Source organism: Micromonospora sp. NPDC049081, assembly GCF_040648835.1.
In the GTDB taxonomy this organism is placed as follows: domain Bacteria; phylum Actinomycetota; class Actinomycetes; order Mycobacteriales; family Micromonosporaceae; genus Micromonospora; species Micromonospora antibiotica.
Genome location: NZ_JBEZEK010000002.1, coordinates 342381 through 361382 on the forward strand (window position 1 = coordinate 342381; position 19002 = coordinate 361382).

The following is a 19002-nucleotide window of genomic DNA, read 5'->3' on the forward strand; positions in this document are numbered from 1 at the left end:
ACCCCGGTTAATGGGACGCTCTGACCGGAGACCACCCTCGCAGATCGCATGGAGGTGCACCATGCGCGTCGGCCTCGTCTGCGCGCACGCCGGGCCGTCCCGGTCCGCAGCAGAACCACCCGTCGGTACCCACGAGCACGTCGCCCGGGTCGCCGGCGAACTGGCCGCACGCGGCCACGACGTCCGGGTGTACGAGCGCCGCGACGATCCCGCCCTGCCGGCGAGCGTCGAGGTCGACGGCTACCGGGTGCAACGGGTGCCCGTCGGCCCGGCGCAGCCCACCGCCACCGCCGACCTGGTCCCGTACGTCCCCGAGTTGGGCCGCTGGCTGGCCGAGCACTGGGCCGGGGAGTGGGCACCCGAGGTGGTGCACGGGCACTACTGGATCGGTGGCCTGGCCGCCGCGCACGCCGTCCGCGAAACGGACATCCCGGTGGTGCAGACCTTCCATTCGCTCGGCGTCGAACAACGCCGTCACCTCGGCCACCAGTACGACGGCCCGGATGAGCGGATCCCCCTGGAGCGGGCCCTCACCCGGGCGGTGGACGTCGCCGTGGCCCAGTGCAACGCCGAGGTCGACGAGCTGACCCGGATGGGGCTGCAACGGACCTCGGTGGCGATGGTGCCGACCGGCGTGGACGTCGAGCGGTTCCACCCCGACGGCGAGGCCGCCCCCCGCGAGCAGCGGGCCCGGATCCTCTCCGTCGGCGGGCTCTCCCCCGGGCACGGGCAGGACGACCTGATCCGGGCGATGCGGCTGGTCGGCGACGCGGAGCTGGTGATCGCCGGGGGGCCGCCGGCCGACCAGTTGGCCACCCACGCGGAGGCCCGTCGACTGCGGGAACTGGCCGAGCGCACCGGGGTCGCCGACCAGGTCACGCTGGTCGGCGCGGTGCCGCACGACCAGTTGGCGACCTGGTACCGCTCCGCCGACGTGGTGGCCTGCACCCCGCACTACTCCTGTGCGGGGCGGGTGTCGCTGGAGGCGATGGCCTGCGGGGTGCCGGTGGTCGGCTACGCCGTGGGCGGGATCGCCGACGCGGTGGTCGACGAGGTCACCGGCCGGCTGGTGCCCCCCGGCGACGTCCGCACGCTGGGCATGACGCTGCGCCGCCTGCTCGCCGACAACCCGGGCCGGTTCGCGTACGGGCACGCCGCGGTGGACCGGGTGCGGTGCAGCTACACCTGGGAACGGACGGCCGGCGCGCTGGAGCGGCTCTACGAGCGGGTGGTGGGCCGGCGTACCCCGGTCGAGGTGCCCGACGTGGTGCCGGTCGGGGGTGACGTCGACCCGTTGGTCGAGGAGGGTGCCGCGACGGTGGCCGAGGCCGACACGGACGCCCCGGTCAAGGGCGCGACCGCCGGCCCGGTCGGCGTCTGACCGGGCCGGGCGATCCGGACGGTCATGACTTCGGGCCGTCGTGGTTTCCGGACGGTCGTGACTTCGGGGCCGTCTTGGTTTCCGGGCCGTGGTGGTTTCGGGGCCGTCGTGGTCCCCGGGCGGTCGTGGTCCGGTCGTGGTTTCCGGGCCGTCCGGTCAGACGCGGGGGACCGCGCCGACCATGGCGCGTTCCCGGGGGCGGGTCACCGTGTGGTGGTGCTGCGGTGCGGCGTACCGGGTGAGCCCGATCACCGAGGCGAGGGTGATCAGGAAGCCGACGGCGGCCAGCCACTCCCGGCCCGGCCAGATCTTGTCGTTGAGCAGCAGCAGACCGACGATCGCGGCGGGCACCGCACCGGCGGCGTCCATCGCGGCGACGGCGGCCGTCGTGGAGCCCCGCTGCATCGCCAGCCCGAGCAGCAGTTGACCCACCAGTGAGTGGGCGATCAGCAGGTAGAGCAGCGGGTCACGGACGAACTCCTCGGCCGACGGGGCGGAGGCCAACGGGCGGGCGGCCACCGCGGCGGCGGAGAACGCCAGCCCGGCCAGGGAACCGAGCGCCACCGAACCGGGCGCCCCGTGCAGGCGTACCGCGAAGAAGCCGAGCAGCCCGATCCCGCCGAGCGCCACCGCCAGGGCGACCAGGCCGGCGGTGCCGAGCCCCTTGGAGGGGGCCGGCTGGGCGGAGAGCACCAGCGCGGTGATCCCGGCGAAGAGCAGCACCAGCAGCGCCACCTCGGCGGCGGGCAGCCGCCACTTGAGCACCACCACCCCCAGCAGGGCGGTCACCCCCAGCCCCGCCGCCACGCTCGCCTGGACCAGGAACAACGGCAGGTCGCGGCGGGCCAGGAAGGCCAGCACGAAGCCGGTCACCTGGCAGAGCAACCCGATCAGGTACGTCCGGTGCCCGGCCAGCCGCAGCAGCAGCCCCGGGTCGAAGGTGTGGTGCACGGTCGTCCGGGCGGCGGCCACCGACTGGAGCATGTTGGCGAAGCCGTACGCGACGATCATCGCCGCGAGGAAGCACCAGCCGGAGGACACCACCAGGCGAGAATAGAGGGCTGTTGGCCTCAGCGCTCGGTCGGCCGACCCAGCCGGGACAGGACGTCGGCGTGCAGCGGACCGTTGGTGGCGATCGCACTGATCTCACCGGACACGCTTCCACCAGGGGCGGGAGTGCCGTCCAGGGTGGTGATGGTGCCCCCGGCGGCGGTCACGATCGGCACCAGCGCGGCAATGTCCCAGAGCGACAATTCCGGCTCCACCATCACGTCCAGTGCCCCCTCGGCCAGCAACATGTAGCCGTAGAAGTCGCCGTAGGCGCGGCTGCGCCAGGTGTCGCGCATCAACTGGAGCACCGCGTCCAGCCGGCCGGCCGCCTCCCACCCCGTGAGCGACGAGTAGCAGAAGCTGGCGTCGGCGAGGTCGCGTACCCCGGAGACCCGGATCGGCTCGCCGGAGGCGGCGTCCGGTCCGGCGTACGCGCCCAGGCCGGGGGCACCCCACCAGCGTCGGCCCAGCGCCGGGGCGGAGACCAGCCCGACCACCGGCCGGTCCCCCTCCAGCAGGGCGATCAGGGTGGCCCAGACCGGCACACCCCGGACGAAGTTCTTGGTGCCGTCGATCGGGTCGATCACCCACCGCCGGTCGTGCGGGCCGGTGGCCGGCTGCTCGCCGTACTCCTCGCCGAGCAGCCCGTCGTCCGGCCGCTGGTCGGCCAGCAGCGCCCGGATCTCCCGCTCCACCGAGGTGTCCGCGTCGGAGACGGGAGTCAGGTCCGGCTTCGCCGTCACCCGCAGATCGAGCGCCCGGAACCGGCTCATCGAGATGGCGTCGGCAGCATCCGCGAGCCGATGAGCAAGATCAACATCCCCCACATACCCCGTCACCCCAAAACCCTAACCCCCTCCCCGCCCCCTCCCACTCCCACCTCCCCTCCCACTCCCACCCCTCCCGCCCCGGTGATCAAGAGGTTTGCGTCATGGGAGGGCTCCGGGATGACGTAAACCTCTTGATCACCTGACGCAAACCTCTTGATCACCGGGGTGGGGGAGGGGGCCGGGCAGCGAGGCGAGACGGTGGGGCGGGGCGGGAGAGGAGTCCCGGGCGGCGAGGCCGGGGCGGGGTGGGGTGGTGTGGGCGGTGAGGCGGTGAGGCGGTGAGGCCGGGGGCGGTGAGGGGGAGGGGGCGGTGAGAGGGCTGGGTGGGGAGGGGTGGGGTGGCTGTGGTCGGGGAGGGGTGGGGTGGGGTGGCTGTGGTCGGGGAGGGGTCAGACGGGGGTGATCGCGAGGTCGGTGACCTGGTCGTCCTTGAGGCCGAACACGAACGCGAAGGACAGGGGCCCGCCGGGGAACTCCCCGTCCCCGGAGGCCACCAGCCGGTCGTCGACGAACGAGGTCGGCGTGATCACGATCTTCGGGTTGATCAGGTGCACCTGGATCCACTCGCGGATCGCGGACTCGCCGGTGTAGGCCGTCCCGTCGTCGTGCACGGTGGCCCCGTCGGCGAAGACCGCGGCCAGCGCGTTCGGGTCGTGGGCGTTGGTGGCGGCGACGAAGTTCTCGACGGCCTGGGGAAGGGCGACGGTGTCCATCTCTGCTCTCCGGTCTTCTCGGGTTGCCGGGGCGCGGGTGCGTCCGGCGTGTTCCTGTGGCGGGTCGGCGGCACGGTGATGCTGCGGGTGCCGTCCCGCCACGGGCCGTGCGGCACGGTGATGCTGCGGGTGTCGTCCCGCCGCAGGCCGTGCGGCATGGTGATCAGTCCAGGTGCGGGGTGACGGTCGGCGAGGGCCCCGTCGGTTCGGTGTGTGTGGTGACCCGGTCCGCCCCGGCGCGGCTCCGCGCGTTCGCGGCAAGGCCGACTTCCGACGGTTGCCGACGCGGCCCTGTCAGCAGGCTCCGCGCGGCTCCTGTCGGCAGGCTCCTCCGACGCGGCCCTGTGGGCAGGCTCCGACGCGGTCTCAGTCGGCAGGCTCAGAAGTCCGCCGAGCGCGAGAGCTTCTCGTTCGCGCGCAGTTCCGTGAGGGCGTTCTCGTGCATCGCGACGACGGCGTCGTAGCCGGAGTTGCCGAGCACGATCCGGTGCGGCGGGACGGGCGCGGCCATCGCGTCGATCACGGCCTGGACGCCGCGTGCGGGGTCGCCCTCCTGCCTGCCGTTGTGGTCAACGAATGCCGCCTTGACGCCCTCGACCAGCGGCACGTAGGCGTCGACGGTCTCGTTGACGGGTTCGTCCTGGAAGCCGGCGAAGGCGTTGGTGCGGAATGCTCCAGGTTCTACGAGGAGCACGCGTACCCCGAACTGTTCGACTTCGTGGCGCAGCGTCTCCGACAGTCCTTCGAGGGCGAACTTCGCCGCGGAGTAGTAGCCGAATCCTGGTGCGCTGACGAGGCCCGCCACCGACGACATGTTCACGATCCAGCCGTCGCCGCGTGCCCGCATGCCGGGCAGGGCCGCGCGGATCACCTCGACCACGGCGAACAGGTTGAGGTCGAACGTGCGGCGGATCGTCGTGTCGGGGGTGCCCTCGACCGAGCCGAACCAGCCGCGACCCGCGTTGTTGACCAGCACGTCGATCCCGCCGAACCGCTCCTCCGTCGTGCGGACCGCCGCCCGCACCTGCTCGGCATCGGTGACGTCGAGCGGGAGTACGAGCACCCGGGCACCGTACGGTTCGGCCCATTCTCGCAGTTCGGAGGGGCGGCGGGAGGTCACCGCCACCTGGTCGCCCTGCTTCAGTGCGGCCTCGGCATAGAACAGGCCGAACCCTCCTGGCGTGCCACCGGTGATGAACCACGTTCTCATGGACTTCTCCTTTCGCTACAGGGGCCAATGTAGCGCTACATGCGCTAATGTAGCAACCATGCAGAACGCACGGGATCGACTCCTGCTCGCCACGGCGGAGTTGCTGGAGAGCGGCGGCACGGTGTCCACGAGGGCGGTGTGCGAACGCGCCGGGGTGCAGGCCCCGACGCTCTACCACCACTTCGGCAGCAAGCAGGGCCTGATCGACGCCGTGGTCAACCACGGCTTCACCCAGTACACGGCGGTCGAGAGCTCCGGCGACCCGCTGGGCGACCTGCGGGAGGGCTGGGACCGCCACGTACGGTTCGGGCTGGAGCACCCGTCGTTCTACGGGCTGCTCTACGGCCGGGCCGAACCGGGAAGGCCCTGCGCCGTCACCGCTCCCGCGCACGCCGCGCTGCGCGAGCGGCTCACCGGCGCCGCCGCCCAGGGCATGCTCAAGGTGCCGGCGGCCGACGCCGCCGAACAGGTGCTCGCCGCCAACGTCGGCATCACGCTCACCTTGATCAGCCAGCCGGAGCCGGACTTCGGGCTGTCCGAACGCGTCCGCGAGGCCGCGCTGGCCGGGGTCCTGCACACCCCCTCCGCCGATGCCCCCGCCACCCGGGCGAGCGCCGCACTGACGTTGCGCGCACTGGTCGGCGACGACCCGGGCGACCTCACCCCTGGCGAACGGGCGCTGCTCGGCGAGCTGCTGGACCGCCTGGCCCGCTAGGTCAGGAGCCGGCCAGCGGATCGCCGGGGTTGCGCTCCACCTCGCGGGGGTCGCCCTCGCCGGCCCGGGAGGCCAGCAGGCGACGGTACGAGGCCAGTCGGCGCTGGTCGGCCTTGCCGGCGGTGACCCAGGCGTCCAGGGCGCAGTCCGCCTCGTCCGGGGTGTGCGGGCAGTTGGGCGGGCAGTCCACCGTTCCCTCGACCAGGTCGGGGAAGCCGTGCAGCAGGCTCTCGGCCGAGACGTGGGCCAGCCCGAAGCTGCGGATGCCCGGGGTGTCCACGATCCAGCCCGGGTCCCCGTCGCCGCCGGGGGTCCGGGGCAGCCGCAGCGCCACTGCGCTGGTGGAGGTGTGCCGGCCCCGGCCGATCGCGCTGACCACGCCGACCGCCCGCAGCGCGTCCGGCACCAGCCGGTTGACCAGCGTCGACTTGCCCACCCCGGAGTGCCCCACCAGCACCGACACCCGGCCGGCGAGCAGGGCGCGCAGTGCGTCGAGGTCGGAGTCGGGCCGGACCAGCACGTACGGCAGTTCCAGCTCGGTGTAGTAGCCGACCACCTGTTCGGGGCCGGCCAGGTCGGCTTTGGTCAGGCAGAGCAGCGGCTCGATGTCGGCGTCGTACGCGGCGACGAGGCACCGGTCGATGAACCCGGTGCGGGGTGGCGGGTCGGCCAGCGCGCTGACGATCACCAGCTGGTCGGCATTGGCGACCACCACCCGTTCCAGCCGCCCCTCGGCGGTGTTCTCGTCGTCGTCGGCGGTGCGCCGCAGCACCGAGCGCCGTTCGGTGATCCGGACGATCCGGGCCAGCGCCCCGTCGGTACCGGAGACGTCGCCGACCAGGCTCACCCGGTCACCGACCACCACCGACTTGCGGCCCAGTTCGCGGGCCCGCATGGCGGTGATCGCGGCACCGTCGGGGGCGTCGGGGAGTACGCAGGTGTACCGGCCCCGGTCGACGGCGATGACGAACCCGTCGACCGCGTCGTCGTGTCGGGGGCGGGTACGGGTACGGGGACGTGAGGACCGGCCGGGCCGGACCCGTACGTCGTCCTCGTCGTACTCCCGTCGTTTGGTCGTCAGGACCTGCCCCCTCCGCCGTCAGCTCTTGCCGGTCACCATCGCCGACCATAGTGCCGGGAATTCCGGCATGGTCTTGGAGGTGCATGCCACGTCGTCGACCTCGATGCCTGCGACGGCGAGCCCGGCCACCGCGGCGGCGTGCGCCATCCGGTGGTCGGCGTAGGTGCGGAAGGCTCCCCCGTGCAGTGGCCGGGGTCGGATCTCCAGCCCGTCGGCGGTTTCGGTCAGGTCGGCGCCGAGCCCGGTGAACTCCCGGGCCAGGGCGGCGAGCCGGTCGGTCTCGTGCCCCCGGATGTGCCCGATGCCGGTGAAGGTCGACGGCGAGTCGGCCAGCATGGCCAGTGCGGTCAGCGCCGGGGTCAGCTCGCTGACGTCGGACAGGTCGGCGGTCAGCCCGTGCACGGTGCCGGTGCCGCGGACGGTCAGCCCGGCGGTGGTCAGGGTGACCTCGCCGCCCATCCGGTGCAGCAGCGAGCGGAGCTGTTCGACCGGCTGGACGCTGTTGTGCGGCCAGCCCTGCAACGTGACCTCACCGCCGGTGACCAGGGCGGCGGCGAAGAAGGGGACCGCGCCGGAGAGGTCGGGCTCGATCTCCCAGCTCCGGCCGGCGAGCGGCCCCGGCTCGACCACCCAGACGTCGGGGACGCTGTCGTCGACGGCTGCCCCGGCGGCCCGCAGCATCTGCACCGTCATCCGCAGGTGCGGCGCGGACGGCACCGGTGGGCCCTGGTGCCGGACCACCACGCCCCGGTCGAAACGTGCCCCGGCGAGCAGCAGGCCGGAGACGAGCTGGCTGGAGGCGGAGGCGTCGATCACCACTTCGCCACCGGCGACCCCACCGGTGCCCTGCACCACCAGGGGGAGGCTGCCGGTCTCGGGCGCGTCGATCCGGACGCCGAGGGAGCGCAGCGCGCCGATCAGCGGGCCGAGCGGCCGGACCCGGGCCTGCGGGTCGCCGTCGAAGGTGACCTGCCCTTCGGCGAGGCCGGCGACCGGTGGGACGAACCGCATCACCGTGCCGGCGAGGCCGACGTCGACGTGGGCCGGGCCGACGAGCCGGTGCGGCCGGACCAGCCAGCGGTCGTCGTCGGAGACGGAGACGTGCGCGCCCATCGCGCGCAGCCCGCCCGCCATGAGTTCGGTGTCGCGGGCCCGTAGCGGCCCGTGCAGCGTCGACGGGCCGCCGGCCAGCGCGCTGAGCACCAGGGCGCGGGCGGTCATCGACTTGGAGCCGGGTAGGCGCAGCGTCGCGGTGACCGGGTCACTGGCGGTCGGCGCGGCCCAGGGTTGTTGCGGACGGGTGGCGGTCAGGTTTCCCACGGTCACATTCTGCCAACCCGGCGACGATTTCGAGCCGACCGTCCGGCTGACTCCCGGTTGGCGGGACAACCCACGACGGGGCGGGGCGTTAGCGTATGCGGCATGTGCGGCAGGTATGCGACGACCCGCAGCGCCGGGGACCTGAGCGCCGTCTTCGAGTCGTACGACGACACCGAGGGTCGGCTCGGGCCGGACCACAACGTCGCGCCGACCGATTCGGTGCCGGTGGTCCGGGTCGACGCCGAGCAGGGGCGGGTGCTGTCGGTCGGCCGCTGGGGCCTGGTGCCGCACTGGGCGAAGTCGGCCGCCGGCGCGGCCCGCATGATCAACGCGCGGGCCGAGACGGTCGCCACCAGCCGGGCGTACGCCGTGCCGTTCGCCCGTCGGCGCTGTCTGGTCCCGGCCGACGGCTGGTACGAGTGGGTGCGCCGGTCCGGTGGCGGCAAGCAGCCCTACTTCATGACCCCGCGCGACGGTTCGGTGCTGGCGTTGGCCGGCATCTGGTCCCGCTGGGAGGAGTCGCTCACGTTCAGCGTGCTGACCACGGCGGCGGTGGGCGAGTTGGCCGAGGTGCACGACCGGATGCCGCTGTTGTTGCCGCCGGACCGGTGGGTGGACTGGCTCGCCCCGGCCGACGATCCGGCGGCGCTGCTGGTCCCGCCGCCGGCGGGGTGGCTCGCCGGGTTGGAGATCCGTCCGGTCGGGACGGCGGTGGGCAACGTGCGCAACAACGGCCCGGAGTTGACCGCCCGGGTGCCGGTGGACCGGGAACGCTCCCACGGGGAGACTGCGCTGTTCTGAACGCGATTGGCGACATTGTCGCGTACGAATTGCCAGAGTTCCGGGCGAAACGTCGCTCGGACCTTTAGCCATCTTTCCGGCAGACCCCTTGTCCCCGTAGCCAACAGTGCGATAGAACACAGCGCTGGCACTGGGAGCGTCTTCGCGCAGTGTGAACGACGCCCGTCGATCTTGCCGGTCCCACGGGGGAGGTGGGTGTGATGACCCGGGCGCGTATGCCCCGACCGCACGAGGTGGCCGCCGCACGACGGGATCCGCGACTGCTGCGCGCGTTGCGGGACCGCCGTTCCGACGATGCCTGGCGGACCAGAGGAACCTGTCAGAGTGTGGATCCGGAGACGTTCTTTCCGGCACCCAACGAACCAGCCGACTCGGCGGTGGCGCTCTGCCGCAGCTGTGACGTCCAGGGATCCTGCCTGGCCTGGGCGTTGGAGGTGGGCGACACCCACGGGGTGTGGGGTGGCACCACCCCGCGTGAGCGCCGGGCCATGCTGGTCGCCTGGCGTGGCGAGGTCGGATCCGATCCCGCCGCGGCCGACGACGCCGGCCCACCGGTGCGGGACCGGCTGCTCACCCTGGTTCCGCTGAGCTGACCCGTCGGGGCGGCGCAGAATGGCCGGGTGCCGCACCCCACGCAACTCGACACCCCCCGGGGCCCGGCCCGGGTCGACACCGACCTGCCGGCCGCCGCGCCGACGTCGCTGCTCGTGCTCGGCCACGGCGCCGGTGGTGCGGTGGACGCGCCGGACCTGCTCGCCCTGCGCGACGCCGCCCGCGACGCCGGGGTGGTGGTGGCCCGGGTGACCCAGCCCTACCGGGTGGCCGGTCGTCGGGCCCCGGCCCCGGCCGGGCACCTGGACGAGGCGTGGACGGCGGTGCTGGCCACGCTGCGCCACCGGCACCCCGAGCTGCCCCTGCTGGTCGGTGGGCGGTCCAGCGGTGCCCGGGTGGCCTGTCGGACGGCCCGCGCGGTGGGTGCGGCCGGGGTGGTCGCGTTGGCCTTTCCGCTGCACCCGCCGGGGCGGCCGGAGCGCTCCCGGGCCGACGAACTGGTCACCGGGCTGCCGACGCTGGTGGTCAACGGCGACCGGGACCCGTTCGGGACGCCCGCCGCCGCCGGCCCGGTCGAGGTGGTGGTACGCGGTGGCGAACGTCACGACCTGCGCCGGGATCCGACCGGCACGGCCGGGGTGGTGCTCACCTGGCTGCGCGCACACGGCTGGGCCCGCTGATCGGCCCGGACCGGGTCGTCCCGCGCCGCGTCGACCGATCGCCCCGGCGACGGACCGAGGCGGTGACCACCCGTTTCCGCCCCGCCGGAGCCGTCGTTGCATCCGATGGTGTCGACCTTCCGGTTCGGGTGGTCGGGACCGTCCCTCCCAGGCCCTTCCTGGTCCCAGCCCGCCGGTAGCCGACCGGTGGGTCGGGACCAGGAGCGGGGGCCGGCGGAATGCCCGGCCCGCGGTCGGGTGTTACGCCTCCCGGACGAGGAATCTGGCGAGGGGGGTGACCGGTGCCGACCGAGACACGGAACCGGGAGCGGGACGAGCAGGGCGCACGGCAGCTCAGACAGCTGCTGGACGGCCCGGACTGGCCGGCGGTGGGGACCGGTCACGAGGTGGTGAGCACCAGCACACCCGGCGGAACCGAAGCTGTGGGCCGGTTCGGCCGCGTATCCTCGGCGGGACAGCATCCGACGCGAGGGGATGTGCGGTTGACCACCGAGAAGACGGACGAGCGTAAGGCCCGCTTCGAGCGGGACGCGATGCCCTTCGTCGATCAGCTCTACGCCGCCGGGCTGCGGATGACCCGCAACCCGGCCGATGCCGAGGATCTGGTCCAGGAGACGTACCTGAAGGCGTACGCCGCCTTCCACCAGTTCGAGCAGGGCACCAACCTGAAGGCCTGGCTCTACCGGATCCTGACCAACACCTACATCAACTCCTACCGCAAGCGGCAGCGCCAGCCCATCCAGGCGCCCACCGAGGAGATCACCGACTGGCAGCTCGCCGAGGCCGAGTCGCACACCTCCAGCGGGTTGCGGTCGGCCGAGACCGAGGCGTTGGACCGGCTGCCCGACAGCGACGTCAAGGAGGCCCTGCAGCAGTTGCCGGAGGAGTTCCGGTTGGCGGTGTATCTGACCGATGTCGAGGGCTTCTCGTACAAGGAGGTCGCCGACATCATGGGCACGCCGATCGGCACCGTGATGTCCCGGTTGCACCGCGGGCGTCGCAATCTGCGCAAGCTGCTTGAGCGGTACGCCGCGGAGCGTGGCTTCAGCGCCGCGCAGCCCGCGAAGGGCTCGACCACCGCCACTGCCAGTCGGGAGGTGTGACATGAGCTGCGGAAAGCCGCACGAGACGGACTGCCGGGAAGTGCTCGCCGAGGTCTACCTCTACCTGGACCTGGAGTGCGCCGAGGAACGCCGTTCGCTGATCCGCTACCACCTGGACGAGTGCGGACCCTGCCTGCGTGAGTACGGCATCGAGCAGGAGGTGCGGGCGCTGGTGGCCCGCTGCTGCGGCAACGAGACCGCCCCCGACCAGCTGCGCGAGCGGCTGCGGGTACGCCTCACCGAGCTGGTGGTCTTCGAGGCCAGCGAGTCCCGCGAACTCGCCGAGTGACGCTGCGGCGGCCGGGTGACCCCGCAGCCGCCCGACGCGCCGGTGCCCGCACCCCACCCGGCGTCGAATGAAATCCGGCCCGCACCGGCCGGCTGACGGCACATACACCGGTGGCCCGGGTCGACGTCGACCCGGGCCACCGGTGTGTCCGGCTCCGGCCGGCCCTGGCGTCGCGGCGGCGGACCGCCGGGACGACTCAGGAGTTGGGGCGCTTGCCGTGGTTCGCGCCGCTCTTCTTACGGGCCTTCTTCTTACGGGCCTTCTTCGCCATGCTGACCTCCTCGTGATGGGTCCGACCCCTGCTGCGGCGACCCTGGACGTCGGGGCACGCCGCCGGTCCTCCCGGCGTCGGGGTCCGACCTGATGATGCTAGTGCGGCCGGCACCCGCCGTCGTGCGCCGGGGCGGCAGCGGTACGTCGGTGGGTGTGGCCTGGCCGGTGTCGGCGCTCGTCGCCCGCGCGGGGGCGGCACGTGATTGGATACCGACGCAGACACACCCGGTGGAGAGGGAGGGCCGTGATGGCCGAGGAGATCCGCGCCGAGATGGTGGCCAACGTGTGGAAGGTCGTCGCGACGGCCGGGGACACCGTGTCCGAGGGGGACACGTTGGTGATCCTGGAGTCGATGAAGATGGAGATCCCGGTCGTCGCCGAGTCCGACGGGGTGGTCGAGCAGCTCGCGGTCAACGAGGGCGACGTGGTGCAGGACGGTGACCTGATCGCGGTGATCGCGTGATTCCCGGCGGCCGGTCGACCGGGCTGCTGGTCCGCCGGGCCGTACCGGCCGAGTTTCCGGCGGTGGCCCGGCTGACCGTCGCCGCCTACGAGGCCGACGGCCAGCTCAAGGGCGAGAACGGCTACGGCGATGTGCTGGCCGACGTGGCCGGCCGGGCGGAGCACGGCGAGATCCTGGTCGCCGTGGACGAGCCGACCGGCGCGGTGCTCGGCTCGGTCACCTTCGTGCTGCCCGGCAGCCCGTACGCGGAGCTGTCCGGGCCGGGTGAGGCGGAGTTCCGGATGTTGGCGGTGGACCCGGCCGCGCAGGGGCGGGGGGTGGGCGTGACACTGGTCCGGGCCTGCCTGTCCCGGGCCGTGGACCAGGGCTGCTCGGCGATGGTCATCTGCGTCCGCAGCGGACTCGCCGACGCCGCCCACCGGCTGTACGCGGGGCTCGGTTTCGTGCGTACCCCGGAGCGGGACTGGTCTCCGCTGCCCGGCGTCGACCTGCTCGCCCTGCGCATGGCCCTGCCCGCCGGCCCGGTCTGACCGCGCCGCATCGACCTGCCCGCCTGGTGGGTAGGCCGGCTTGGGTGGGATGGCGGGTCTGCGCTTCTTGCCGGTCACCGTCAGAATGACATGTGGCCTTCATGTCGGCGCGGCGACGACTCCGCCAGATCGTGTTGCTGTTCTCCTCGGTCGCAGTCGTTGTCCCGTTGGTGTACTTCCTGGTGAAGCAAGGGCTGGACCGGGCTGAGAAGATCACCAGCATCGCTTTCGGGCTCCTCGGAGCGATAGGGCTGATGGCCAGCTGGCGCGCGGCGCGACCAGGCAAAAAACCCGGTACGGCCAGCCCGACTGAGTCCGTGCCCCTCGGGTGCCTGCTCCATCTTCGCGACGACGGACGGCCGCCGTTGGTGGAGCAGGTCGACCCGCTGGACCTGGGCGTCAAACCCGCCATCGACACCACCGATCGCCATGACCAGGACCTTCCTCCCTACGTTCCCCGCACCGGTGACGATGATCTGGAATGGGCCATCGCCGAAGGCGGAATCGTGCTGCTGCACGGCAAGGCAGCCGCCGGCAAGAGCCGCAGCGCGTTCGAGGCCATCCACCGGCTTCGCCCGCACCACCAGCTACTCACCCCGGCGTACGCAGGGGCGCTGAAAGATGTGGTCGAGGCCGGCTACCCGATCAGCGACGCGGTCGTGTGGCTCGACGACCTGGAGCGCTTCCTCACACCCGGAGGCATCGACCAGGCGCTGCTTCAACGTCTGTGCCCCTCCGGGCGGGCCGACGTGGTGGTGGTGGCCACCATCCGCGACGAGGAACTATCCCGCCTCGACCACGCCGCCACCCGAGGCGGCCAAGGCCAAGAACTCATCACGGCCGGGCTGGACGAGGCCGCGGCGAAACTGGTGGCCCAGATCCGCGGCCGACGGCGCATCCCGGTCGGTCAGCACCTCACCGACACCGAGCGCACCGACGCCGAGGCGAGCGGTGACGACCGGATCGCGGCTGCGCTGACCGCCGGGGTCGGGTTCGCCGAATACCTCGCCGCCGGCCCGGCCATGATGCGCCGCTGGTCGGTCGGCGACGGCCCCTCGTTCGAGGTCGGACACGCACTCATCAGCGCCGCAGTGGACTGCCGCCGCGCCGGCTACACCGCCCCCGTCCCCCGCGACATCCTCGCGAAGCTCTACCGCCCCTACCTGTCCCCCGCCTGGAGACACCGCGCCGACCTACCCACCATCACTCAAGGACTCCAATGGGCGTGCGAACGAGTCCTCGGCGCCAGCTCCTGCCTCCTGCCCCACGAAAACGACACCTACACCGCCTCCGACTACCTCCTCGACCGCACCACCACCGGCCAAGGCCCCCTCGCCACCACCCCAGTCCCCGACCAGGTCTGGAACACCCTGCTCACCATCGCCACCACCCCCCAAGCCGCCACCATCGGCACTCATGCCTATTTCACCCAACGGCTAGCCATCGCCGAACAGGCGTGGCGCACCGCAGCCGACAACGGCCACACCGGCGCGATGTTCAACCTGGGCGTTCTGCTTGAACAGCGCGGTGATCGCCAAGAGGAGGCGGAACAGTGGTACCGGCGCGCAGCCGACAACGGCCACACCGGCGCGATGTTCAACCTAGGGACTCTGCTTGCCCGGCTCGGTGATCGCCAAGAGGAGGCGGAACAGTGGTACCGGCGCGCAGCCGACACCGGCCACACCGGCGCGATGAGCAACCTGGGCGTTCTGCTTGAACAGCGCGGTGATCGCCAAGAGGAGGCGGAACAGTGGTACCGGCGCGCAGCCGACAACGGCCACACCGGCGCGATGTTCAACCTGGGGATCCTGCTTGCCCAGCGCGGTGATCGCCAAGAGGAGGCGGAACAGTGGTACCGGCGCGCAGCCGACACCGGCCGCACCGACGCGATGAGCAACTTGGGCGTTCTGCTTGCCCAGCGTGGCAGCCAAGAGGAGGCGGAACAGTGGTTTCGGCGCGCAGCCGACACCGGCCACACCGACGCGATGAGCAACCTGGGGCTTCTGCTTGAACAGCGCGGCGACGGTGAGCAGTCCGAGGGGTAAACACCCGGGCTGCCGTCGCGACGGGCCTGCACGAGGTGGGGACGCTGCGATCGTGCCATCCTCGCTGCCTAACTACCTGTGCCCCGTCAGCGGTAACGCCGCAGAGACGGACGGTCACCTGGGACCAGACCCTGCCCTCTGCCGGGTGCTGCCGCTGCTGACTACCCGGCCAGGTCCGGTGGTCACTCAGATGCGGCACGAACCGACGGCGGCCGTTCGATGCCGAGTCGGAAGCGCGCAAAGCAGTGGGACGCGGGCGCAGGCGACAGGGCGATTTACGCCTGGCTGAGGTCGAGAATGCTCCAGCCGGCGGGCAACACGGCGGCGGCCGGCTTGGGGTCGGTGGTAGCCAGGTGGGCTTGGTGGGCGATGGCAGCGCGGGCTGCGTGCCCGAGGGCGATGTCGCCGCCTGCGGCGCGGGCGAGGACGCCAGCTTGGCGGGCGTCGTCGACGCCGGGCTCGGCACCGAGGGGCAACACGGTAATGGCGGGTGTGGTGGTCAGGAGGGTGAGTAGGGCGGTGCCGACGTCGCTGCTGGTGGCGGCGTAGGCGGCGGCGAGGCAGGCCGCCGGCACGCCCACCGTGCGGTCCTCGTCCGCGACCTCGGCGATCAGTTCGCCGACGGCGAGCTGCCCGTCGACGTACGCGGCGAGGGCGGTGGCGTCCAGGACCACGGCGACCTGGTCGCCGCTCACGCGGCCTCGTCGAGCATCCGCTGCCCCTCGGCGAGGGCATCGTCGGGGATCGGGGCGGCGAGGCGGTCACGCCAGCGGGCCTTGCCGGCCTCGGTGACCTCGATGCCGGCGCGGCGCAGCACCTCGTCGACCTGGGTGCCGGCCATCTGGGCGCGGACGGCGGCGGTGATGGCGGCGCTGACGTTGGGCTGGCCGTCAAGCCACTGGGCGACGTCGTCGGGGACGCTGATGGAGCGTTTCGCGGTCATGGTGGCAGCGTACCCCGGCTGGTAGCACCGGTGGTGCTACCAGCCGCTCCTGGCGGGTAACAACCTGCAGTAACCTCAGGTCAGGCTGCGGCGTCGTGGATGACGTTGTCGATCGCGCGGCGTAGGTCGGCGGCTCGGACGGTGACGGTGGTGTCGTCGGTGACCGGGGCGAGTCCCGCGTCGACCAGTTCGTAGATCAGGGCGCTCGGGGTGATCCCGCGTCGGTGGGCTTCGGCCTCCAGGCGGGTGGACACCTCGGGGGGCAGCCGGGTCGAGTGGAGCCACGCCGGGGTCGCTGGGTCACGGTGGCCCCGGACAGCAGGCGGCCCCCGGCCGCCGTCCGGCCGGGGGCCGCACCGCCTTGTCTAGCGGGATGCCTTCGCGAAGGTCACGAACCCACGCCATGCGCCGGGAGTGAACGTCAGGGTTCCGCCGTCGCGGTCCTTGGTGTCCCGTACGAGGACGACGCCGGGCAGGTTGTCGGCCACCTCGACACACGCCCCGCCGTTGCTGCCGCTCTTGGTGCTCTTGTGCCACTGCGCGCCGGTCATGTCCATGTCGCTGCCACTTCCCTGATGAGTTTGAGCGATAGCATCCGAGGTAGAGCCTCGCCCACTATGCGCGCCCACCTGCTCTCCAGGGTAGCAATTTCCGCCGCATCTTCCGTGATGTGAGCCCGGACCTGACCGTCCTCGTGTGCGACACGGGCCCCGTCCGGAAGCTCGGCCATGATGAACGGCCCGCCCATCCCGAGATACATAGGAGTATCGAGGGGAACCACGTGCACCTGCACGGAGGGCATATCGGCGCACGCGGCGATGTGCTCGCACTGCTCGCGCATGATTGCGCGGTCGCGGCCGACGCGTCTCCGGAGGGCAGTCTCGTCTATGACCGTGATGAGGTGCGGCGGGCGGTTTCGCTGCAAGATCGCCTGGCGTGCCATGCGCGCAGCGGTCAACTCGTCGATCTGCTCGGGTGACAGCGCCTCCATCGACAGCGTCGCGCGCGCGTACGCCTCGGTCTGAAGTAGACCCGGCACCCACGCCAGCTCGAACCACCGCAGCTCGACCGCCTCGCGCTCGATGTCCGCCCACCGCCGGAACCACGCCGGTTCGCGGCGCTTCAACGCGTCCGGCCAGAGGTCGAGCACGTCCCGCCCGAGGATCGAAGCGACCCGCACCCGGTGCCGGGCGCGCGGGATGCGTCCGTGACTCACCCACCGCGCCGCTGTCTTGGGGTCGACGCCCACCTGAAATGCCAGGCTTTCGGCGGTCTCGCCTGCGTCGAGCATCGCGATCTTCACCGCGTGATTCATCCGCGTTACCCCTCTGTAGCGCACATGGGACGTCCCAGCGGTCCCGTTGGACTGATCTTACGCTGTGTACCCGTCCCGCAACTGCCTGCGAGAGTCGTGTGCAGAGCGACGCCGCCGGCCGGAGAGGACACCGCCGGTCGTGTCTGCTGCGGGGGCCGTCTCCTTCGGAGGGGTGGGAGGCGGCCCCCTTCCAACGCCACGACGTCAGGGGAGCACCGTGCCCGACAAGCCGAAGCCCGCCGATCCTCCACCAGCGCCGGACCCGAAGCCGGCCACCGACCCGCCACCCGCGCGCCCCTACCTGCCGGGTCCGATCGGCCCGGTCATCCCGCCGTGGCGGGGGCCCGGCCGCCTGGCGAACGTCACTCCCGGGCACCGTTGGCGGGAGCGGAGGCCCGCGCGGTGACGCCGCCGCTGGTTCGCTCCGGCGACGTGCTGCGGCTGTCCCGCGCCGCCAGCGTGCAGTTCGTCCGGCCGATCACGGTCCGGGTCATCCGGGTGCTGACCGACTGGCACACGTACGACGGGTGGGTGTGGATCGACGCGTACGTGCTCGACGCCGCCGGTGACGCGGTCTCCCGGCGGACCCTGTTCCTCCAGCCTGCCGGCGCCGGGCACCTGAAGGCCCCGGTTCCCGGGCCGGCGACCCGCACACCAGCAGCCCGCAGGCCGGTCTCGCGAAAGGTGGCGACCTCGTGGCCGGTGTGATCCCGGGCCGGCACACGCCCCTGCCTCCGACCTGGCTGTGCCGGGTGGACGCGCACCCGTGGCCCTGCGGGGAGGCGAAACTCGCACTGCTCGCGAAGTACGCCGACGACCGGCCCCGGCTGCTGACGCTGCTCGCGGGCTGGAAAGCGGAAGCGGAAGACCACCTCGCGTCTCTCGACAGCGGTCGCCCGGTCGACGTGACCGACCGCTTCCTCGCCTGGGCCCGCCGGACCACCGGCTGACCTTCTCTTTCCCGGGCCCGCTGCGGCGTCGCTCCCCCCGGCCCCGCGCGGTGTCGCTTCACCCGGGCGGTCGGGGTGTCGCTGGCCTGTTCGTGAGCCCGGGTCCGGCCTGACCGGTCAGCTCTCCTCGATGCCGTTCAGCAGCTCGTCGGCCACCTCAAGGGCGATCTTCTTGCGTTCGTCGTCGCTGATGTCCGGTGTCCGCACGGCGAACCAACTGCTGTGCACGGCGAACAGGACGAGCGTGGCCCGCAGTTGGGCCCGGGGTGAGTCGTCGCCCTGGCAGATCGCGTCGGCCAGGCGGAACATCCGCTCGCGCATCTGCTGGCCGGCGACGAGGCTCTTGAGCACGGTCTGGTTCTGTTCGAAGAAGCGCATCACCACGGACTGCCCGGGGGCGAACATCGTGTCGGCGTACTGGCTGACCAGGGCGTGCCGGGTGGCCCGGGTGGCCGGCTGGTCGCGGGCCCAGTCGATCAGCTCGTCCATCCGGTGCAACCGGTCCTCGACGTAGCTGTTGACGATCTCCTCCTTGCTCTTGAAGTGGTAGTAGAGGGCGGCCTTGGTCACCCCGAGGCGCTCGGCGATCTCGCGGAGCGAGGTCTTCTCGTACCCCTGCTCGGTGAAGAGCTCCAGGGCGACAGCCTGAATGCGCTCCCGCGTGCCACCTGTGCTCTGACTCACCAATACCACCCAATTCGCTTGACGGGGTCCGGCTGTCCAACTTACCGTGCGGCTAGTAAGGTGACTAGCCGGGC

At 72.2% G+C, this 19002-nt stretch carries 24 protein-coding genes; 12 read left to right on the top strand and 12 right to left on the bottom strand.

Going from position 1 to position 19002, the window contains the following annotated elements:
* Positions 1–61 precede the first annotated feature (61 nt).
* The gene (locus tag AB0B63_RS05365; RefSeq protein WP_357014770.1) at positions 62–1381 is read left to right on the top strand and encodes a glycosyltransferase; all 1320 of its coding nucleotides are present in this window, start codon (positions 62–64) and stop codon (positions 1379–1381) included.
* A 156-nt stretch (positions 1382–1537) separates the two neighbouring features.
* On the opposite strand, the gene AB0B63_RS05370 is transcribed toward AB0B63_RS05365, so the two are convergent.
* From AB0B63_RS05370 to AB0B63_RS05385, 4 genes are all read right to left on the bottom strand, one after another.
* Complete coding sequence (locus AB0B63_RS05370) at positions 1538–2392, bottom strand: hypothetical protein (RefSeq protein ID WP_244252636.1); 855 nt, start codon at positions 2390–2392, stop codon at positions 1538–1540.
* Positions 2393–2451: 59 nt separating this feature from the next.
* A complete protein-coding gene (gene hisN, locus AB0B63_RS05375; protein ID WP_357014772.1) occupies positions 2452–3270 on the bottom strand; it encodes a histidinol-phosphatase in 819 nt (272 codons plus the stop codon).
* Positions 3271–3650: 380 nt separating this feature from the next.
* Positions 3651–3974 carry a nuclear transport factor 2 family protein gene (locus tag AB0B63_RS05380; RefSeq protein WP_357014774.1) on the bottom strand — a complete coding sequence of 108 codons (324 nt, stop codon included), beginning with the start codon at positions 3972–3974 and terminating at the stop codon, positions 3651–3653.
* A gap of 379 nt (positions 3975–4353) precedes the next feature.
* Complete coding sequence (locus tag AB0B63_RS05385; RefSeq protein WP_357014776.1) at positions 4354–5184, bottom strand: SDR family NAD(P)-dependent oxidoreductase; 831 nt, start codon at positions 5182–5184, stop codon at positions 4354–4356.
* A gap of 58 nt (positions 5185–5242) precedes the next feature.
* On the opposite strand from AB0B63_RS05385, the gene AB0B63_RS05390 reads away from it, so the two are divergent.
* Positions 5243–5899, top strand: a complete 657-nt coding sequence (locus tag AB0B63_RS05390; RefSeq protein ID WP_357014778.1) for a TetR/AcrR family transcriptional regulator — start codon at positions 5243–5245, stop codon at positions 5897–5899.
* 1 nt (position 5900) lies between these two features.
* Here the strand turns inward: AB0B63_RS05390 and rsgA are convergent, their stop codons facing one another.
* A complete protein-coding gene (gene rsgA, locus AB0B63_RS05395) occupies positions 5901–6794 on the bottom strand; it encodes a ribosome small subunit-dependent GTPase A (protein WP_357014780.1) in 894 nt (297 codons plus the stop codon).
* A 204-nt stretch (positions 6795–6998) separates the two neighbouring features.
* Positions 6999–8300 carry a 3-phosphoshikimate 1-carboxyvinyltransferase gene (gene aroA / locus AB0B63_RS05400; protein WP_208568118.1) on the bottom strand — a complete coding sequence of 434 codons (1302 nt, stop codon included), beginning with the start codon at positions 8298–8300 and terminating at the stop codon, positions 6999–7001.
* A gap of 102 nt (positions 8301–8402) precedes the next feature.
* Between aroA and AB0B63_RS05405 the strand changes: the two genes are divergently transcribed.
* The 8 genes from AB0B63_RS05405 (at position 8403) to AB0B63_RS05440 (ending at position 15036) form a co-directional block, all read left to right on the top strand.
* Entirely contained in the window at positions 8403–9101 is a 699-nt protein-coding gene (locus tag AB0B63_RS05405) for an SOS response-associated peptidase (protein ID WP_357014783.1), read from the top strand.
* Between the two features lie 200 nt (positions 9102–9301).
* Positions 9302–9694 carry a WhiB family transcriptional regulator gene (locus tag AB0B63_RS05410; protein ID WP_208568120.1) on the top strand — a complete coding sequence of 131 codons (393 nt, stop codon included), beginning with the start codon at positions 9302–9304 and terminating at the stop codon, positions 9692–9694.
* Between the two features lie 27 nt (positions 9695–9721).
* Positions 9722–10333 (top strand): alpha/beta family hydrolase, encoded by a 612-nt coding sequence (locus AB0B63_RS05415; protein ID WP_357014785.1) that lies wholly within the window; start codon positions 9722–9724, stop codon positions 10331–10333.
* A 281-nt stretch (positions 10334–10614) separates the two neighbouring features.
* Positions 10615–11436, top strand: a complete 822-nt coding sequence (locus tag AB0B63_RS05420) for a sigma-70 family RNA polymerase sigma factor (RefSeq protein WP_208568122.1) — start codon at positions 10615–10617, stop codon at positions 11434–11436.
* 1 nt (position 11437) lies between these two features.
* On the top strand, positions 11438–11725 hold the full coding sequence (gene rsrA, locus AB0B63_RS05425; protein ID WP_067312082.1) for a mycothiol system anti-sigma-R factor: 288 nt from the start codon (positions 11438–11440) through the stop codon (positions 11723–11725).
* 520 nt (positions 11726–12245) lie between these two features.
* Positions 12246–12461 (top strand): biotin/lipoyl-binding carrier protein, encoded by a 216-nt coding sequence (locus AB0B63_RS05430; protein WP_357014788.1) that lies wholly within the window; start codon positions 12246–12248, stop codon positions 12459–12461.
* Positions 12461–12991, top strand: coding sequence for a GNAT family N-acetyltransferase (locus tag AB0B63_RS05435; protein ID WP_357015146.1), 531 nt, complete (start codon positions 12461–12463; stop codon positions 12989–12991). Before AB0B63_RS05430 ends, AB0B63_RS05435 begins: the two co-directional genes overlap by 1 nt.
* A gap of 101 nt (positions 12992–13092) precedes the next feature.
* Entirely contained in the window at positions 13093–15036 is a 1944-nt protein-coding gene (locus AB0B63_RS05440) for a tetratricopeptide repeat protein (protein ID WP_357015148.1), read from the top strand.
* A 275-nt stretch (positions 15037–15311) separates the two neighbouring features.
* Here the strand turns inward: AB0B63_RS05440 and AB0B63_RS05445 are convergent, their stop codons facing one another.
* The 5 genes from AB0B63_RS05445 to AB0B63_RS05465 form a co-directional block, all read right to left on the bottom strand.
* On the bottom strand, positions 15312–15731 hold the full coding sequence (locus AB0B63_RS05445; protein WP_357014790.1) for a hypothetical protein: 420 nt from the start codon (positions 15729–15731) through the stop codon (positions 15312–15314).
* The gene (locus AB0B63_RS05450; RefSeq protein ID WP_219459930.1) at positions 15728–15979 is read right to left on the bottom strand and encodes a hypothetical protein; all 252 of its coding nucleotides are present in this window, start codon (positions 15977–15979) and stop codon (positions 15728–15730) included. Before AB0B63_RS05450 ends, AB0B63_RS05445 begins: the two co-directional genes overlap by 4 nt.
* An 80-nt stretch (positions 15980–16059) precedes the next feature.
* Positions 16060–16233: a hypothetical protein gene (locus tag AB0B63_RS05455; RefSeq protein ID WP_357014792.1), complete on the bottom strand. Its 174-nt coding sequence runs from the start codon at positions 16231–16233 to the stop codon at positions 16060–16062.
* Between the two features lie 111 nt (positions 16234–16344).
* Positions 16345–16530 carry a DUF397 domain-containing protein gene (locus tag AB0B63_RS05460; protein ID WP_357015150.1) on the bottom strand — a complete coding sequence of 62 codons (186 nt, stop codon included), beginning with the start codon at positions 16528–16530 and terminating at the stop codon, positions 16345–16347.
* Positions 16527–17294, bottom strand: a complete 768-nt coding sequence (locus tag AB0B63_RS05465) for a DUF5753 domain-containing protein (protein ID WP_357014794.1) — start codon at positions 17292–17294, stop codon at positions 16527–16529. The genes AB0B63_RS05460 and AB0B63_RS05465 overlap by 4 nt, the downstream gene beginning before the upstream one ends.
* Positions 17295–17696: 402 nt before the next feature.
* Between AB0B63_RS05465 and AB0B63_RS05470 the strand changes: the two genes are divergently transcribed.
* Both AB0B63_RS05470 and AB0B63_RS05475 read left to right on the top strand, forming a co-directional pair.
* Positions 17697–18002, top strand: coding sequence for a hypothetical protein (locus tag AB0B63_RS05470; protein ID WP_357014796.1), 306 nt, complete (start codon positions 17697–17699; stop codon positions 18000–18002).
* Positions 17990–18244, top strand: a complete 255-nt coding sequence (locus AB0B63_RS05475; RefSeq protein WP_357014798.1) for a flavin reductase — start codon at positions 17990–17992, stop codon at positions 18242–18244. Before AB0B63_RS05470 ends, AB0B63_RS05475 begins: the two co-directional genes overlap by 13 nt.
* A 117-nt stretch (positions 18245–18361) precedes the next feature.
* Here the strand turns inward: AB0B63_RS05475 and AB0B63_RS05480 are convergent, their stop codons facing one another.
* Complete coding sequence (locus AB0B63_RS05480; RefSeq protein ID WP_357014800.1) at positions 18362–18928, bottom strand: TetR/AcrR family transcriptional regulator; 567 nt, start codon at positions 18926–18928, stop codon at positions 18362–18364.
* Positions 18929–19002: the final 74 nt, after the last annotated feature.

What these genes read in the sequence shown, in the direction of transcription:
- AB0B63_RS05365 (WP_357014770.1), top strand. Translation starts at nt 62, where the DNA reads ATGCGCGTCGGCCTCGTCTGCGCGCACGCCGGGCCGTCCCGGTCCGCA.
- AB0B63_RS05370 (WP_244252636.1), bottom strand. Translation starts at nt 2,392, where the DNA reads ATGATCGTCGCGTACGGCTTCGCCAACATGCTCCAGTCGGTGGCCGCC.
- AB0B63_RS05380 (WP_357014774.1), bottom strand. Translation starts at nt 3,974, where the DNA reads ATGGACACCGTCGCCCTTCCCCAGGCCGTCGAGAACTTCGTCGCCGCC.
- AB0B63_RS05385 (WP_357014776.1), bottom strand. Translation starts at nt 5,184, where the DNA reads ATGAGAACGTGGTTCATCACCGGTGGCACGCCAGGAGGGTTCGGCCTG.
- AB0B63_RS05390 (WP_357014778.1), top strand. Translation starts at nt 5,243, where the DNA reads ATGCAGAACGCACGGGATCGACTCCTGCTCGCCACGGCGGAGTTGCTG.
- rsgA (WP_357014780.1), bottom strand. Translation starts at nt 6,794, where the DNA reads ATGCGGGCCCGCGAACTGGGCCGCAAGTCGGTGGTGGTCGGTGACCGG.
- AB0B63_RS05405 (WP_357014783.1), top strand. Translation starts at nt 8,403, where the DNA reads ATGTGCGGCAGGTATGCGACGACCCGCAGCGCCGGGGACCTGAGCGCC.
- AB0B63_RS05410 (WP_208568120.1), top strand. Translation starts at nt 9,302, where the DNA reads ATGACCCGGGCGCGTATGCCCCGACCGCACGAGGTGGCCGCCGCACGA.
- rsrA (WP_067312082.1), top strand. Translation starts at nt 11,438, where the DNA reads ATGAGCTGCGGAAAGCCGCACGAGACGGACTGCCGGGAAGTGCTCGCC.
- AB0B63_RS05430 (WP_357014788.1), top strand. Translation starts at nt 12,246, where the DNA reads ATGGCCGAGGAGATCCGCGCCGAGATGGTGGCCAACGTGTGGAAGGTC.
- AB0B63_RS05440 (WP_357015148.1), top strand. Translation starts at nt 13,093, where the DNA reads ATGTCGGCGCGGCGACGACTCCGCCAGATCGTGTTGCTGTTCTCCTCG.
- AB0B63_RS05450 (WP_219459930.1), bottom strand. Translation starts at nt 15,979, where the DNA reads ATGACCGCGAAACGCTCCATCAGCGTCCCCGACGACGTCGCCCAGTGG.
- AB0B63_RS05460 (WP_357015150.1), bottom strand. Translation starts at nt 16,530, where the DNA reads ATGACCGGCGCGCAGTGGCACAAGAGCACCAAGAGCGGCAGCAACGGC.
- AB0B63_RS05465 (WP_357014794.1), bottom strand. Translation starts at nt 17,294, where the DNA reads ATGAATCACGCGGTGAAGATCGCGATGCTCGACGCAGGCGAGACCGCC.